The following is a 15,635-nucleotide window of genomic DNA, read 5'->3' as shown; positions in this document are numbered from 1 at the left end:
ATTATTGTTTTATTTTATTGGGTTCGGCTTTACCGAACCATGTTTGTTAATTGTTGTAACATATCAGCACTTGTAACATATCAGCACTTGTAACATATCAGCCTTTTTGTCAGTGTAAAACTTTAATATAAGGTAAACATAAAATGAAAAAATATTCCTTTGCTTTACTCGCGCTGAGCGCTATCGCTATACCTGCACAGGTCAGTGCTGCGGATATAAAAGTGATCCATGCTGGCACATTATTAACCCTTGCCGGTGAGCCGGTATTAACTGAGCGTACGTTGGTGATTACCGATGGTGTCATTACCTCGATTGAGAAGGGCTATGGCGCAGGGCCGCTCACCACATCGCAAGACACAATTGAGGTTGTGGATTTAAAAAACAGCTTTGTGATGCCCGGATTAATGGACATGCATGTGCACTTACAAGGTGAGCTGGGGCCAAATAATGACAGCGAAGCATTGCGTATGTCGGATGCCGATGTGGCAATGCGCAGTGCTTATTTTGCCAAAAAGACGTTATTAGCCGGCTTTACTACCGTGCGAGATTTAGGCGCTAAACCAGAACAAATTTATGCACTACGCGATGGCATTAACAAAGGGTGGGTTGATGGGCCGCGGATTATTGCGTCGGGCGGCGTCTCGGTAACCGGTGGCCATGGTGACGTAGATGGCATGAGCCCTGATTTACTCGACAAATTCACCTCTAAAACCGTCTGTGACGGCCCGTATGATTGTCGCCGTGCGACTCGCCGAGCCATTAAATTTGGTGCTGATGTGATAAAGATTACCTCTACAGGTGGAGTGTTATCAGACACCAACACAGGTACTGGCCAACAAATGGATGATGATGAACTACGCGAAGTGATTCAAACGGCCCATGCTCTAGGGCGTAAAGTAGCCAGCCATGCTCATGCTGCACAAGGCATAAATGCAGCATTACGTGCAGGCGTTGACAGCATTGAACATGGCAGTTACGCCGATAAAGAAAGTATTAAACTGATGAAGCAAAGTGGGGCTTATTTAGTGCCCACATTATTAGCAGGCGATACGGTTGTGGCAATGGCCAATGCTGCGGGCGCTGACTTTATGTCACCCGCGATAAAAGCAAAAGCCATAAGAGTGGGCGGCGATATGATGAAAAACTTTACTGTAGCCTATAAAGCTGGAGTCAACATCGCTTATGGCACCGACAGCGGCGTGTCACATCATGGCGACAATGCCAAAGAAGCGCTGTTAATGAGCCAAGCAGGTATGCGTAATAGCGACATTTTAAAAAGCGCGACCATTAACGCCGCTAAGTTGATTGATATGTCTGATTCATTAGGGTCATTAGACGTGGGGAAACAAGCCGACATCATTGCGCTTAACGCAAGCCCGCTTAAACACATTGTTACGTTACTTGATGTGCCTTTTGTGATGAAAGCCGGAGTTATTTATAAACGCTGATGCTATGTTGTTGCGGCAGTACGGCGTTTTAATAAGCATACTGCCTTAACTTTATGTGATTTCGAAGAAAGTTATTCATTATTTATTCATTAGGTTCATTATTTGTTTGATTTTTGCGGACTGTTTTCACATACTTGCCAATGCTGTTTATACAGTACTATTTACTATAAAATCAAAACAGAACAACTGCAGATGTTGTGATTAAATAGTAAAGCACATGGATGTGGATTAATGCTAAGGAATGCTCATGCCGATTGATAATATCGCGTTGATAGTGATGGTACTACTAGGCTTTATTGCCTTGCTTATACTTGTCAATTTGGCTGTGTATCGTAAAGCGCAAACAAAAAAACAACTGCTAAATTCCTACGAACAAATCCTCAATCAAGTTGGCGCATATATCTACGTTAAAGACGTCAATTGCCGTTATGTTTATGGTAACCAACTCACTTTAGACTATTTCGGTATTAGCCAAGAACAGTTAAAGGGCACAACCGATAGCCAATATTTTTCACCCATTGTTGCCGATGTTTTGTTGAGAAACGACCATAAAGTGTTATCGCTCAAACGAAAAATGGCAGACGACATTATGGTTGATACCGATGGCCTTCATAATGTTTACCATGAAGTAAAACAGCCCTTATATGACAAAAAAGGCAAATTGATTGGCTTAATTGGTATTTCGACAGATATTACAGAAGAATTCAATTTACGTTCCGAACTCGAACAACTCGCCAATAGCGATCCACTCACTGATTTGTATAATCGTCGCTCATTTAATGCATTTAGCGAACATGAATTTTCTCGAGCAATGCGTTATTTTAACTCGTTATCTCTGATGATTATCGACATCGACTTATTCAAAAACGTCAACGATACCTATGGCCACTTAGTGGGGGATGAAGTGATTAAGCGAGTCGCTGCTGTTTGCGATGAGCATATCCGTGAGGCTGATATTTTAGCGCGGATTGGCGGTGAGGAGTTTGCGATTTTATTGCCCGATACCGATATTGATTCGGCGTTTAAGCTTGCAGAGCGATTAAGGCTTGCACAGCAAATAGGTAAGCATTCCACAATGCTTAATGACGAAGCGTTACCCGGAATCACAATTAGTATTGGGGTCGCATCTATACAAGTAAAAGATCGATCGTTTGCAGATATGTTTGCACGTGCAGATAAAGCGCTATATTCATCTAAACATGTTGGACGGAATAGCGTTAATGTTGCTTAGGTAGGTGAACTAAAACTGGAATGGGGTTTAATTAATTCTTAAAATTTGTTAATTTAAGTTGTGCGCAATTAGTTATTGCGATTATCATGTGCTTATTGAGATTGGGGTGTGAGAATTCGCGATAGTCAACGCTAAAGCGCCGTAGCGATTTTTAACCGTTTAAAAGTCAATATGAGTAGGAAGCTTCATTCTGAATTGATCGAGTTGATCTTTAAGCTCTGTTATTTCAGTGAGGTTGATACCGCATTGTTCAATAATGCAGTCATGAACATGTTGAGCTTGTAATTGTAATTGCTGGCCTTTATCGGTTAATTGCATGCACAGCATACGTTCATCTAATGGGTCGCGAATACGTTTAAGTAAACCATCGGTTTCAAGACGTTTAATAACAGGTGTGAGCGCCCCAGATTGTTGGCCTAAACGAGAGGCAACATTTTTTAAGCTTAATCCGTCCTGTTCCCACATGATCAGCATAATGAGGTATTGGGTGTACGTCAGCCCAATCGACTCAAGTAGTGGTTTATACAGTTGGATAATGGCCAACGAGGTTGAGTAAACCGAGAAGCACAATTGATTATCGAGTTTTATCGGTGTGAGTTTAGTCATTATCGGGTACTCGATTTAGCAAAATGATTGCTCACAGTGATGTGATCAATCCATAGAAAATAAACGTACAACATGGCCTGGCTGTTTTGGCACAGTATTGAATTATAACAGCATACTTGCATATACAACAAAGCCTTGTTGGTTTTTTATACCATTTATGGTTCAACAAAGATGAAGGATGCACGATGAACAGTCAAAATCGCCGTATTGTATTAGCAAGTCGCCCTCAGGGTGAACCCGTCGCCAGTAATTTTAAGCTCGAAACCGTTAGCAAACCGCTTGCCGGTGCAGGAGAGGTATTACTGCGCGCGGTATATTTATCACTTGATCCTTATATGCGTGGACGGATGAATGATGCTAAATCATACGCCGAGCCAGTAGCGATTAATGATGTTATGGTCGGAGCTTGTGTTGCGCAAGTTGAGGTATCAAATCATGCTGATTATCAAGTCGGTGATTGGGTATTAGCCTATGGCGGTTGGCAAGATTATAGTGTGTCTAATGGCGAAGGCTTAATGAACTTAGGCCAGAATCCAAGTAACCCTTCTTATGCGTTGGGCATTATGGGCATGCCTGGTTTTACTGCTTATATGGGTTTATTAGATATTGGCGCGCCTAAAGCGGGTGAAACCGTTGTTGTTGCCGCGGCAACCGGCCCTGTTGGGGCTACGGTAGGACAAATCGCTAAGCTTAAAGGCTGTAAAGTGGTAGGTATTGCAGGTGGTACTGACAAGTGCGACTTTGCGGTAAACACGCTTGGGTTTGATGCGTGTATTGACCACAAAGCGGCTGATTTTGAACAACAGTTAGCGGCAGTGTGTGATAACGGCATCGATGTGTATTTTGAAAATGTGGGCGGTAAAGTGTTTGACGCTGTGATGCCGCTGTTAAATACCGGTACTCGAGTGCCTGTGTGTGGTTTGATTTCACAATATAACGCCACATCATTACCAGCAGGCCCAGATCGTTTATCACTGTTAATGGGCACCTTATTAGTTAAGCGCATTAAAATGCAGGGCTTTATTATTTTTGACGATTATGGTCATCGCTACCCTGAGTTTGCGCAAGACATGGGGCAATGGCTTAACGACGGAAAAATACAATACCGTGAACAGGTTGTAGACGGTCTCGACAAGATGCCATCGGCCTTTATTGGCCTGCTAAAAGGTGAAAACTTTGGCAAGCTTGTGATTAAGGTGAACGATCCGCTTTAACGATTATGTTCAATGTTCACACAGATGATTTTTAATAAATTAAGGGTTTAACATGAAAGTATTAATGGTATTAACGTCGCACGACGAACTTGGCGACACGGGTCATAAAACCGGTTTTTGGCTAGAAGAACTTGCCGCACCTTATTACGCTTTTATCGATAAAGGTGTTGAGATTGTTTTAGCTTCACCAAAAGGGGGGTTACCACCATTAGACCCAACGAGCGATAAAGAAGATTTTCAAACAGACTCTACTCGCCGTTTTACTGCCGATGAGCAAGCTCAGGCATTGTTAGCCAATACTCATAAGCTAGCGTCAATTAACGTTGCAGAATATGACGCCGTGTTTTACCCAGGTGGTCATGGCCCGTTGTGGGATTTAACCAACGACAAAGACTCAATTGCGTTGATTGAAGCGTGTTATAAAACAGACAAATTATTAGGCCTAGTTTGTCATGCTCCAGGCGTACTGAAATACCCTAAAAAGCCAGATGGTTCGCCATTAGTGGCAGGTAAAAATGTTACTGGCTTTACCAACGGTGAAGAAGAAGCCGTACAATTAACTAACGTTGTACCGTTTTTAGTGGAAGACATGCTGCAGCAAAATGGTGCCACATACTCAAAAGGTGAAGATTGGCACCCGTATGCGGTTGTAGACGGTAAATTGATTACTGGGCAAAACCCTGCATCATCAGAGTTGGTTGCTGAAAAAATGTTAGCACTATTGAGTTAATATTAATTGACTTCAGCTTGGCTCGTTTACGCTGAAGTAATGATAAGCCCTGTGATTGATCATGGGGCTTATTGTTTAACAAATTGAAAAGGATGGCTTAATGATTAAACTACATCACTTAAACAAATCACGTTCAAAACGCATTATTTGGTTACTTGAAGAGCTGGGCGTTGAGTATGAATTAGTGGCTTACCAGCGCGACGCGACTACTTTTTTAGCGCCAGCAGCACTGAAAAAAATCCATCCGTTAGGCAAATCACCAGTATTAGAAACCAGTGAGTTTACCATTGCAGAATCGGGAGCGATCACCGAATACCTTATTCAAACCTACGGTGCAGATAAGCTTATGCCTAAGGTTGGCAGTGCTGATTACATCGATTACCTGCAATGGATGCACTTTGCTGAGAGTTCTGCAGCCTTACCATTATTATTGAAAATTTTTGTCAAAATGGAAGGGACCGATACCCGTTTTATTGGCCAATATGCTGATGCAGAAACCGCAAAAGTCATCAGCTATGTAAATGACCGATTAGAAGGCAAACGTTATCTTGTTGGCGATAATCTCAGCGGTGCCGACATCATGATGTCGTTTATTGCCGAATTAGTCGGTCAAAATGGCGAGTTTGAAAAATACCCTAATATTGCTAAGTATTATCAACAATTATTGACTCATGAAGCGTTTAAGAAAGCCTTGAGAATCGAAGCCGATAATTAATCACATATTGGCAAGATGAAAAAGGCGAACTCGATTCGCCTTTTTAATGCGTATAAAAAACAAACAAACTCGTTACACAGTAAATACGGGTAAAGTTATTGAGCAAAGTTTGTTCAGCATCATACTAAGGTGTTAGAATAATAAACAATTGGTAAGATTTTTGTATAGGATTATTTATGTCTACTTTATCTAATGAAGAGTTAGCGTACTTTAGCGATGTATTTTCGCCAAAGTCATCTGCCGATTCCGAAGATAATGCTTTTTCTAGACATTCACTCAGTGTGGCCACTGAAATCCCGCAGGTACTGTCGCATATTTTGGGAAATGCAAAGCTCACACTATTGGCTGAAATAAGCTATTACCGTTTGTGGTTTCCACTGCAACTAAAGCAAGATGAATTAGGTCAGTTTACGCCAGAGCTTGGCACACCAGAAGTTATCGATATGCGAGGTGGTGAGAGAAGCTGGCGCATGGATAACTTAAAAGATGTACGAGTTATTGACAGGCAAACGGCTAAATTTGTTGAGGTGTTGTCTTTATCCAGTTCTGGAATCACCATCAAAGTCCCGCAAGAGCTCGACACCAAAACCCCGCGTCTTACTCAGCTTATATTACCTAATGGCACCCATGTTGAGATGGAGTTTGAACCTGTTAGAACTGAAAATGGGGTAATGGCGGCTAAAATTAGCGCGGAAGGTGAATCTCGCCTAATGCTCAGACAGTTTTTATTTAACCAACACAAAGCTCAATACGCTCATCTTTATGAAGATATTAACCGTTAATGGTAAAGTCTTTAGCTAACATCACTTTAATAGCATTAATAAATTCAAGATCATTTTTAGCTTGAATTAACTGGCAAAGTTCATCACCCACAGTAGTAAATCGATAATAAGTAAACAGTAAATGCTGACTTTTGGGTTTTAAGCTGATATTGGCATGGCACAAGGCTAATTGGATATCTTCATTGCGGTTTAGTAAACCGGTTTCAAACTCGCTTTTATGTAAAATCCCCGCATCAACTAAAGTTAAAATATTCGAATAAGGTAAGCCAAACTGAGACAAACCAAAGTTGGTATGGCTGTGCTTTCTAAAGTATTGATTAAGCCCACCGTTAAGGCGATAACCACTAAATAACTTGAATCTAGGTTCGGCGTTAATTTTTACCGACATGCCTAGTGCTTTTTCAAATATTTGCGCTTCCCGCAATGTCAGTTGTTTTAGCACCGCCAAGGTGCGCAAACTAAAATTACCAGGATTGACGATTTCACTGGCTAAAATCCGCGCCCATAAATCTTGCATTTTACGGTTATGAATTTGCTCAGCCATTTGAAAAAATTGATAACGCCAGTCAGGATCTAGCTCGACGCCTGTGACATCGGACGGAGTGTAATTGAGTGCTAATGCAAATATGCTTTCAAGATTAGTTTGATGTTGGCTGAGCTGCTTGCGCTGACGATGATCTGCACGTTCCGCTACTGATGCCGATGATGGACGATAATCATCTTCGCTGGCTAAACCTATTACGCGCCCGAGTAACAAGGCTTTTTTTCGCGCCGATACTTGGTTTTGATCATCCGGTACATCGATTACATCTGTATCAGCCATAGTTATCCTAAAAATTTTCTAAATATGATGTTAACAAAATCTAATAAAAGCACTGTTTAAAGTGAATTTATCGATGGCATATCAATGTAATGTAAAACCTGATGAAGAATTTTACTATGCCTTATATTTATCTCATTTCCAACCCAATAGATCTGTTATTCAATCGCGATAATCCAGACTCTCGCAGCCTCACGTTTCACACTTAATCATCATATCAAAAATATAATTAGACGAAATAATAAACAGTGATACTGAGTCTATAATAATCTTTACAAAGTAAACGCAAATGTAAATTTTAATGCGAATGGTTATCAATTCGTATATTGTTGTGTGAAGTTTTTCGTGATTGTTAGCGCATTGTGCGTTTTGTTGGAGAGATAAATGAATCAAAAGTTAACCTTACTGACTGTCTCTGTCGCGGGCATATTAGGTTTAATGACTAATGCACAAGCCGCAACAGATCCTGAGGCGTTAGCTAAAGCGATAGCCAAGCAAGAAGCTGAAATTACGTTACTTAAACAGCAATTGGCCCTACTCGCTGCTGAGCAAAAACAACAGCAGCAAAATAATGTTGAAGTCGTTAAGCAAGTTAATCTAGTTTCAGATCATGTCAGTAAAGCCGATGATCGCTTAAGTCGTTTTAGCTTCAAATCTTATGGTACCGCGAATTACACCAGTGATGAGTATTTCGATAACGTTCAAGATACGTCAGGTGAGCGACGTAACCGAACAGATCTTGAACGTATTGTCACCGAGTTTGGTTATCAATTTAGTGATGACTGGAGCATGGAAGTTGAAATTGAGTATGAGCATGGTGGCACAGGTACAGCATTAGAATATGACGGTTTTGATGAGTTTGGCGAGTTTGAGTCCGAAGTTGAGGCGGGCGGCGAAGTGCTCGTTGAAAAAGCGGAAATTCGCTATCGTCCAAGCCAAGCATTTGGGGTGAAATTCGGTAATATTCATTTGCCAATTGGCCTATCAAGCATTTTACACAAGCCGAACCAATATTTAACCGTGCAGCGCCATAAGAGTGAGGCTGCAATGATGCCAACCGTTTGGAACGAAAATGGTATTGGTGTTTATGGTGAAATTTCAGATTTTCATTATCAAGCCCAAATCGTGAGTGGCTTAAATTCGGAGTATTTCCGCACCTATGATTGGGTGGCATCTGGTCACCAAAAACGCTTTGAGGAAGTCAATACTGATGACCTAGCGTTTGCCGGACGTCTTGATTACGGCAACTTTAAAACCGGCAGTGCTGTTGGTGTGGCTTATTACTATGGCAATACCAGTGGTAATCGACATAAAAGTAATAAGTTAGATGTTGATGGTGCGCTAAGCATTGTTTCTGTTGCGGGTGCATTTGTTGAAGGCCCCTGGATACTTCGCGGTCAATATTTATATGGCACGTTAGAGAACGCCGATGCGATCACTCTAGCCAATAAAACCACGCCAGGCTTACAACCGGGTAACTTTGCCCAATTGGGTTCAGAGTCACAGTCGTTCTTTGTTGAGGCAGGTGTAAAGCTTGACGAATGGTTTGATCTTCCGATGACTATTTTTGCCAATGTTGATTATTCCAACCCACTCATGGCCGTTGAATCGGGCACCGCAACTAAACGTTATGAAAACACCTGGAGCAGTGTAGGTGTTAACTATTCCCCTATCCCAGAGATTGTGATTAAAGCCGAAGGTGGTGTTCACCAAGTGGCTGTTGCCAGTATTCCAGACACTCACTTTTTTGCTTTGGGTGTGGGATATCAATTCTCGCTATAAATTAATTTATTTGTTTTAATTTTTTTACATGGAGTTTTATTATGCGCTTTAAACACACAGCAATAACATTGGCTTTAATCACGACTTTATCTGCATGTGGTGGTTCAGGTTCTGATGATTCAAGTACCGAAACACCAGTGGAACCGACAACGGGCTTTAGTTTTGCCGCTACAGAAATGATCACCAATTTGACCGATGATGTTATTGTGGCCGGTTATGCCAATTTAGCCGCTGAAGGTGATGCATTATTATTAGCGACACAAGCTTTGCTAAGTGCGTCGGCAACTCAAGCGGATCTCGTGGCTGCACAGAATGCATGGAAATCTGCACGTGAGCCATGGGAGCAAGGTGAATCGCATATTTTTGGCCCTGTAGATTCTTTAAGTATCGATCCACATTTAGACAGTTGGCCTTTAAACACCACAGACCTTCAGACTCAGCTAGATAATAATAGTGGTTTTGATGCCGAAACCATTAAAGCCTGGAACGATGATGTTCAAGGCTTTCACACCATGGAATACTTGTTATTTGGTAATGGTGTTGACAGCAATACCAAGCTAATTGCAGATCTTACAACCAGTGAGCGTGAGTATTTAATTGCGTTAGCAGAAGTGTTTCGTGACTATGCGGTGCAGCTTGATGATGCATGGCAAGTGAGCTACAACCCACAAGATACAAATGCCCTACCTTATGCCGAGTTACTTAAAACCCCTGGCGATGTTAACAATGCCATTTACTCATCACAACTCTCTGTCATTGAAGAGCTCATTAACGGCATGATTGGCATTGTTGATGAGGTCGGTAACGGCAAAATTGCCGATCCATTTGGCGAGTCTTTAGCGACTGCCGATACCTCTAAAGTTGAATCTCAGTATTCTTGGAACTCACTCACCGACTTTGCAGACAACATTATAGGTGTACGTAACGTGTACCAAGGTGAATTTATCGGTTCTACTGATAAAACCGGTGTTATTGACTTTGTCGCGGCTGCCGATCCTGCGTTATCAACACGTGTAGCGAGTGAGATTGACGATGCCATTATTAGCATTCAAGCGATTTCTGGCAGCACAGACATGCCATTTCGCCAAGCTATTTTAGATGAAACAGGACGTGCTCGAGTGCAAACGGCTGTTGATGCGTTAAGCACATTACAAAGCTCTTTAGAGTCTGATGTGCTACCGCTGTTATCTGAGTGGAATTCATAAGCATTTGTTGTTTGACCTACATCGTAGTGATGTAGGTCAAACACATCAGTGAACGCTTAAAAAATACAATAAAAGAGTAGCCGTGATACATTTTGAGTGAATTGGTGAGACATAAATGAACAAATTTTCGCAACAATCTTATCTGTTGCTAGCTTTGATGGGGCTAGTATTAACCGCCTGTGGTGGCAGTGGTGATGACAATACTGAACCGACGGTGTCCACAGTCAGTTATCCTGCTTACACCGCCGTTATTGCATTAGGTGGTGACACCACAACCTTTGATGCCAGCAATTCAGGGCACGGATTTTCTACTCCATCGTTAAACTTAACTGCCGATGAATTAGCGTTGCATTTGGAGGGGGATGCTAATTTTGAGGTGTCATTTACCACTGCTCCTAATAGTGAACATCCAGATCAAGATGGCTTGGGTCCGGTATTTAATAACGCAGACTGCAATTCATGCCATCAACGTGACGGCCGAAACTCCACCCCTTTTTTAGCCGCGGATCAAAACCGAGTTAAGTTAGATTCTGCCGCAGGGATCTTTTTACGGATCAGTAAGGTTCCAGCACAAACGTGTACAGAAGGTACGGCAGACAATCAATATTGTGCGCCCATCAAAGTGCCTGATTTTGGCGATCAGCTATTTCATCGTGGTGTACTAAAAGCGCGACCCGATTGGCAAAACAATGCCTTTGTTGGCCAAGCAGATGTGTATTTATCTTACGAACGCCATGATGTTATCTATGTTGACGGGACTGTGATTAATCTGAAAAAACCGATTTTTGATGTCGAAAATCCTTATGATGCCCCAGGTGAAACCAAACTCAGTGCCAATGTCACATCCAACTTATTGCAAGATGATGTGTTAATGGGCTGGCGTAATGGTATGCCAGTATTTGGTTTAGGGTTGCTTGAGGCTATCCCTGAGGCGACTATTTTGGCAAATGTAGATGCTGACGACAGCAACAATGATGGTATTTCTGGTCGAGCTAATTGGGTGTTTGATGCGGTTAAAGCGCAACAAGGAGATAACTATCCTGTATCTCTTGGGCGTTTCGGCTGGAAAGCTAATACGCCTAGTGTTCGAGTACAATCCTTAGGGGCTTTACGTGGTGATATCGGTATAACTAATCCATTGTTTCCTCAGGAAAGTATCCTTGGCACACGTTTACATGATTCTTATTTAACCCGTACCGGTTTTGTTGATACCGGAGAAGACATTAATGGTGAACCAGAAGCCAGCGCAGAGTTTAGTGATTCGGTAGTGTTTTATGCAGAAACCCTCGCAGTACCAGCAAGGCGTAATGTTGATGATACTCAGGTGCGTGAAGGTGCACGATTATTTGAAAAACTTAATTGCACCGGATGCCATATACCGTCATTTACCACCAAAACAGCCGGTGATATTGGCGGTTTACCAATGAGTGAAAGCTTAAAAGGCCAAACTATTTATCCGTTTAGCGACATGTTATTGCACGACATGGGTGAGGGGCTTGCCGATGGTCGACCTGACTTTTTAGCCGACGGAAATGAATGGCGTACCCGGCCTTTATGGGGAATAGGGCTGACTCAAACCGTGAATTCACAAGCCGGTTTTTTACACGATGGCCGTGCCGCAACGCTAGAAGAAGCTATTTTGTGGCATGGCGGAGAGGCACTGCAATCAACCGACGACTTTATGACGTTAAGCAAAGATGAACGCACGCAACTGCTGGCATTTTTAATGTCACTATAAGCAAACCGCATTTAGTTTTAATACGCTTATAACCAATCCCTTTGTCGTTCATGGCTGAGGGATTTTTCGTTAACGCACTTTTTTAAAGAATAACGCGATACTCATGGCGTGATCTGTTTCATGTAAATTTTAATCGCAGTGGGCTAAGATACTGTATTACTTTAGATGATTTCAACTTGAGGTCAGCATGAGCCATATTTTACTGATCCATTCTAGTGTCCACGGATACACTCAAAAAATTTGTGAATATTTACGTGATAAGCTCGAGGCACAACATCAGCAAGTGACCGTTGCACCCTTGTCCAATGTGCCAGACCTTGATGGATTCGATAAAGTGTTTATTGGTGCCAGTATTCGCCATGGTAAGCATCGTCCTGCGTTATATCAGTTTATTGATGCGCATCAGCAACAATTATTATCTAAGCCGAATGGCTTTTTTTCGGTGAGTCTAGTGGCTCGTAAACCGGCTAAAAATACGCCGCAAACTAATAGCTATATGCAACAGTTTTTAAGCCAAAGCCCTTGGCAACCTAAGGTACTGCAAGTTTTTGGCGGTAATTTAGATTACCAGGGATACGGCGTGATGGACCGTAATATTATTCGCTTTATTATGTGGATAACCAAAGGCCCAACCGATCCCAATACCAAAGTTGAATTTACCGATTGGGACAAAGTTGACCAATTTGCTCAGCAAATGATTGAGGCGAGTTAATGACAGTGAAACAACTGTGGCAACGTATTGAGGCAATGCTGCATCCTGCAGTGTTGCTGTTGTCGTTGCTACTGGTGTGTACCAGCTCGTGGGTCTTAATCGGTCGACAGTTAACGTCGCGTGCGAGTTTTTGGGATTTACTTCATGTTTACGGTGGATTATTGACCGGTATATTGGCATTAATGTTTGCCGTTAAGGTGTGTATCGGTGGGCAATGGCGGCAGTTTTTCCCTTGGTTAACGCTTGATGTTAAACCGCTGTTCGCTGATATTAGCGGCTTAATGCGCGGCCAATTGCCCCATTCTGGTGGCAAGGGATTAATCAGCGTTATTGAAGGCCTTGGAGTGATATTACTTTTGCTGGTGGCGTTAACCGGCGCGGCCTGGTACGCGGCAGATCCCAGTAATGCTTTAACGTGGCGTTATTACCATATTGTTTTTGCTCATGGTTTTATTGGTTTTATTGTTCTGCACTGCTTATTAGCGTTATTACACTTAAGAGACTTTTTTAATTAAGCTGTTCTGTTATCAGTATATCCATGCCTTATAATGATTCCTGTTATTTTTTGTTTATCAAAACCCTGTTTATCATAACCCCTGTTTATCATAACCTTAGTTTAGCTGATTCCGTTTTGCTTAAACCATTCAAGGGTAAATTGAATAAAGCTGCTGAGCCTAGCAGACTGATTAATCATTTGTGGGTGCACTATATAAGTCGCAGATTGGCTTGTGGTTTCATCAGGAAAAATTGCGCGTAAATGTCCTTGCTGTAACTCCTTATCCACCAGATATTGTGGCCCTAACATAATGCCTCTGGCGAGTAAGGCTTGTGTTTTGAGCATGTGGTTATCGTTGACGCTAATAAAGCTGTTAATCGCGATGGTTTGATTGCCAAATGTCCAGTGAGTTTGTTCTGCTGAGGTTAAACATTTGTGCTGACGTAAATCATCAATGTGTATTGGTGTCCCGGCTTTTTCGAGATATTCGGGGGCGGCGCAACAGACTTGCTGATACTCAAATAACTTTTTGGCGACCATATTTTGTGGTGGGTTTTGCGTCGCTCTAATGGCCAAATCAAAATCGTTTTTTGCCAAATCAAATAAGGTATAGCTGCAATCTATGCTGAAATGCACTTGCGGATGCCGCGCGCTAAATTCATGGCAAATATCGAGTAAATAACGCTGAGTAAATTGGCTGGGAGCCGTAATACGGATCCGTCCTGCAATATCCTCATTGTCATGACGAATTTTTCGGTCAAGATCTAATAAGTCTGCTTTCACTTGTCCCATGCTGGCTAAAATCATTTCACCTTGCACTGTCAGTTTAACACTGCGTGTAGTGCGGATAAGTAATGGACGACCGACTTCCTTTTCAAGTTGCCTAATTTGCTCAGACAAATATCCTCTCGATATTCCTAACGAGGCTGCCGCTTCGGTAAAACTCAGTTGTTTGGCTACTTCACTGAATAGGAATAATCGTTCAAATTTTTTGTGTTCACGACTCATGTTAGCCACCCAGGATATTATTTTATAAAGAACTTTAATTCTTTATTGGTAGCTATATCAAACAATGATTTTGTTTTTTACTCTTCATCTGTACAGATAAACCTCTACACTAAGCCATATTACTTGTTTAAAGAGAGTTAACTCAATGTCGGCATTACCATTAAAAAGTGTTTTCCCTAATGTTAGTTCGTTAGTTTATGGTTGTATGGGATTAGGCGGCGGATGGAATAGTAACGCCATTTGCGCTGCAGATATTCAGCAAACACATGAGGTTATTGATACTGCGTTGCAAAGTCATATTAATTACTTTGATCATGCCGACATTTACACCTTTGGCAAAGCGGAAACCGTATTCGGGCAAGTCTTAAAACAGCGCCCTGGCTTACGCGATAATATGTACCTGCAAACTAAATGTGGCATTCGATTTGAAGACGGTAAAGGCCCTAAACGTTACGATTTGTCGTCTGCTTGGATTCACTATAGTGTTGATAAAAGTTTAACCGAATTACACACAGATTATATCGATGTGTTGGTACTTCACCGCCCCGATCCTTTAATGCAAGTGACCGAAATAGCCGATACTTTCCATAAACTTAAAGCAGCAGGTAAAGTGCGTTTTCTCGGTGTTTCGAATATGCAGCAACATCAAATTAGCGCATTGCAACGTGTGCTTGATGAGCCATTAGTGGTCAACCAAATTGAAATGAGCCTGCAAAAACATGCTTGGTTAGACGAAAGCATTTATGCCGGTAATCAAGAGGGAAAAGACATAAACTTTACCCCTGGTACGCTTGAGTATTGCAATCAAAACAACATACAAATTCAAGCTTGGGGTAGCTTATGCCAAGGTGTTTATAGTGGTATCTCCACGGTAGGTGAGTCTAATGCGATAATACAAACCAGTCAGTTAGTCGCCACGTTAGCGGTTGAATATAATACGACTCCAGAAGCTATTTTATTAAGTTGGCTGATGCGCCACCCTAGCCAAATTCAACCGGTTATTGGTACCACTAATATTGAGCGAATTAAAGCGTGTAGCCAGGCGACTCAGGTATCACTCAGTCGTGAGCATTGGTATGCATTGTATGTTAGTGCTAAAGGACAAGAGCTACCTTAACCATTACGACAACATGTTTTTTCAATACCTG

At 41.9% G+C, this 15,635-nt stretch carries 15 protein-coding genes; 12 read left to right on the top strand and 3 right to left on the bottom strand.

Annotation, left to right across the window (positions count from 1 at the left end):
- Nucleotides 1–143 precede the first annotated feature (143 nt).
- Together ACROAE_RS01610 and ACROAE_RS01605 are read left to right on the top strand one after the other, a co-directional pair.
- A complete protein-coding gene (locus ACROAE_RS01610; protein ID WP_432399177.1) occupies nucleotides 144–1,448 on the top strand; it encodes an amidohydrolase family protein in 1,305 nt (434 codons plus the stop codon).
- A 247-nt stretch (nucleotides 1,449–1,695) separates the two neighbouring features.
- Nucleotides 1,696–2,679, top strand: a complete 984-nt coding sequence (locus ACROAE_RS01605; protein WP_432399176.1) for a sensor domain-containing diguanylate cyclase — start codon at nucleotides 1,696–1,698, stop codon at nucleotides 2,677–2,679.
- A gap of 159 nt (nucleotides 2,680–2,838) precedes the next feature.
- Here the strand turns inward: ACROAE_RS01605 and ACROAE_RS01600 are convergent, their stop codons facing one another.
- Nucleotides 2,839–3,285, bottom strand: coding sequence for a MarR family winged helix-turn-helix transcriptional regulator (locus ACROAE_RS01600; RefSeq protein WP_432399175.1), 447 nt, complete (start codon nucleotides 3,283–3,285; stop codon nucleotides 2,839–2,841).
- 185 nt (nucleotides 3,286–3,470) lie between these two features.
- Here ACROAE_RS01600 and ACROAE_RS01595 point away from each other — a divergent pair, with 185 nt between their 5' ends.
- From ACROAE_RS01595 to ACROAE_RS01580, 4 genes are all read left to right on the top strand, one after another.
- Nucleotides 3,471–4,499 (top strand): NADP-dependent oxidoreductase, encoded by a 1,029-nt coding sequence (locus tag ACROAE_RS01595; protein WP_432399174.1) that lies wholly within the window; start codon nucleotides 3,471–3,473, stop codon nucleotides 4,497–4,499.
- A gap of 52 nt (nucleotides 4,500–4,551) precedes the next feature.
- Nucleotides 4,552–5,229 carry a type 1 glutamine amidotransferase domain-containing protein gene (locus tag ACROAE_RS01590; RefSeq protein ID WP_160053243.1) on the top strand — a complete coding sequence of 226 codons (678 nt, stop codon included), beginning with the start codon at nucleotides 4,552–4,554 and terminating at the stop codon, nucleotides 5,227–5,229.
- Between the two features lie 100 nt (nucleotides 5,230–5,329).
- The gene (locus ACROAE_RS01585) at nucleotides 5,330–5,944 is read left to right on the top strand and encodes a glutathione S-transferase family protein (RefSeq protein WP_432399173.1); all 615 of its coding nucleotides are present in this window, start codon (nucleotides 5,330–5,332) and stop codon (nucleotides 5,942–5,944) included.
- 176 nt (nucleotides 5,945–6,120) lie between these two features.
- Nucleotides 6,121–6,726: a hypothetical protein gene (locus tag ACROAE_RS01580; RefSeq protein ID WP_432399172.1), complete on the top strand. Its 606-nt coding sequence runs from the start codon at nucleotides 6,121–6,123 to the stop codon at nucleotides 6,724–6,726.
- On the opposite strand, the gene ACROAE_RS01575 is transcribed toward ACROAE_RS01580, so the two are convergent.
- Complete coding sequence (locus tag ACROAE_RS01575) at nucleotides 6,716–7,549, bottom strand: TIGR03899 family protein (protein WP_432399171.1); 834 nt, start codon at nucleotides 7,547–7,549, stop codon at nucleotides 6,716–6,718. The two genes, ACROAE_RS01580 and ACROAE_RS01575, sit on opposite strands and share 11 nt — an antisense overlap.
- Nucleotides 7,550–7,930: 381 nt before the next feature.
- Between ACROAE_RS01575 and ACROAE_RS01570 the strand changes: the two genes are divergently transcribed.
- From ACROAE_RS01570 to ACROAE_RS01550, 5 genes are all read left to right on the top strand, one after another.
- On the top strand, nucleotides 7,931–9,328 hold the full coding sequence (locus ACROAE_RS01570; RefSeq protein ID WP_432399169.1) for a hypothetical protein: 1,398 nt from the start codon (nucleotides 7,931–7,933) through the stop codon (nucleotides 9,326–9,328).
- 41 nt (nucleotides 9,329–9,369) lie between these two features.
- Nucleotides 9,370–10,533 carry an imelysin family protein gene (locus tag ACROAE_RS01565; protein WP_432399168.1) on the top strand — a complete coding sequence of 388 codons (1,164 nt, stop codon included), beginning with the start codon at nucleotides 9,370–9,372 and terminating at the stop codon, nucleotides 10,531–10,533.
- Nucleotides 10,534–10,648: 115 nt separating this feature from the next.
- Nucleotides 10,649–12,271 carry a di-heme oxidoredictase family protein gene (locus ACROAE_RS01560; RefSeq protein WP_432399167.1) on the top strand — a complete coding sequence of 541 codons (1,623 nt, stop codon included), beginning with the start codon at nucleotides 10,649–10,651 and terminating at the stop codon, nucleotides 12,269–12,271.
- Between the two features lie 187 nt (nucleotides 12,272–12,458).
- Complete coding sequence (gene hemG, locus ACROAE_RS01555; RefSeq protein ID WP_432399166.1) at nucleotides 12,459–12,983, top strand: menaquinone-dependent protoporphyrinogen IX dehydrogenase; 525 nt, start codon at nucleotides 12,459–12,461, stop codon at nucleotides 12,981–12,983.
- Complete coding sequence (locus tag ACROAE_RS01550) at nucleotides 12,983–13,498, top strand: cytochrome b/b6 domain-containing protein (RefSeq protein ID WP_432399165.1); 516 nt, start codon at nucleotides 12,983–12,985, stop codon at nucleotides 13,496–13,498. Before hemG ends, ACROAE_RS01550 begins: the two co-directional genes overlap by 1 nt.
- Before the next feature lie 101 nt (nucleotides 13,499–13,599).
- Here ACROAE_RS01550 and ACROAE_RS01545 read toward each other — a convergent pair whose 3' ends face one another.
- Nucleotides 13,600–14,487, bottom strand: coding sequence for a LysR substrate-binding domain-containing protein (locus tag ACROAE_RS01545; RefSeq protein WP_432399164.1), 888 nt, complete (start codon nucleotides 14,485–14,487; stop codon nucleotides 13,600–13,602).
- Between the two features lie 145 nt (nucleotides 14,488–14,632).
- Between ACROAE_RS01545 and ACROAE_RS01540 the strand changes: the two genes are divergently transcribed.
- Nucleotides 14,633–15,604: an aldo/keto reductase gene (locus ACROAE_RS01540; RefSeq protein ID WP_432399163.1), complete on the top strand. Its 972-nt coding sequence runs from the start codon at nucleotides 14,633–14,635 to the stop codon at nucleotides 15,602–15,604.
- The last annotated feature ends 31 nt before the right edge of the window (nucleotides 15,605–15,635 follow it).

It is taken from the genome of Shewanella sp. MF05960, assembly GCF_050849305.1.
Lineage (GTDB): Bacteria > Pseudomonadota > Gammaproteobacteria > Enterobacterales > Shewanellaceae > Shewanella.
Note: the sequence above shows the minus strand (reverse complement) of the source record. Positions and strands in the feature narration are given on the sequence as shown.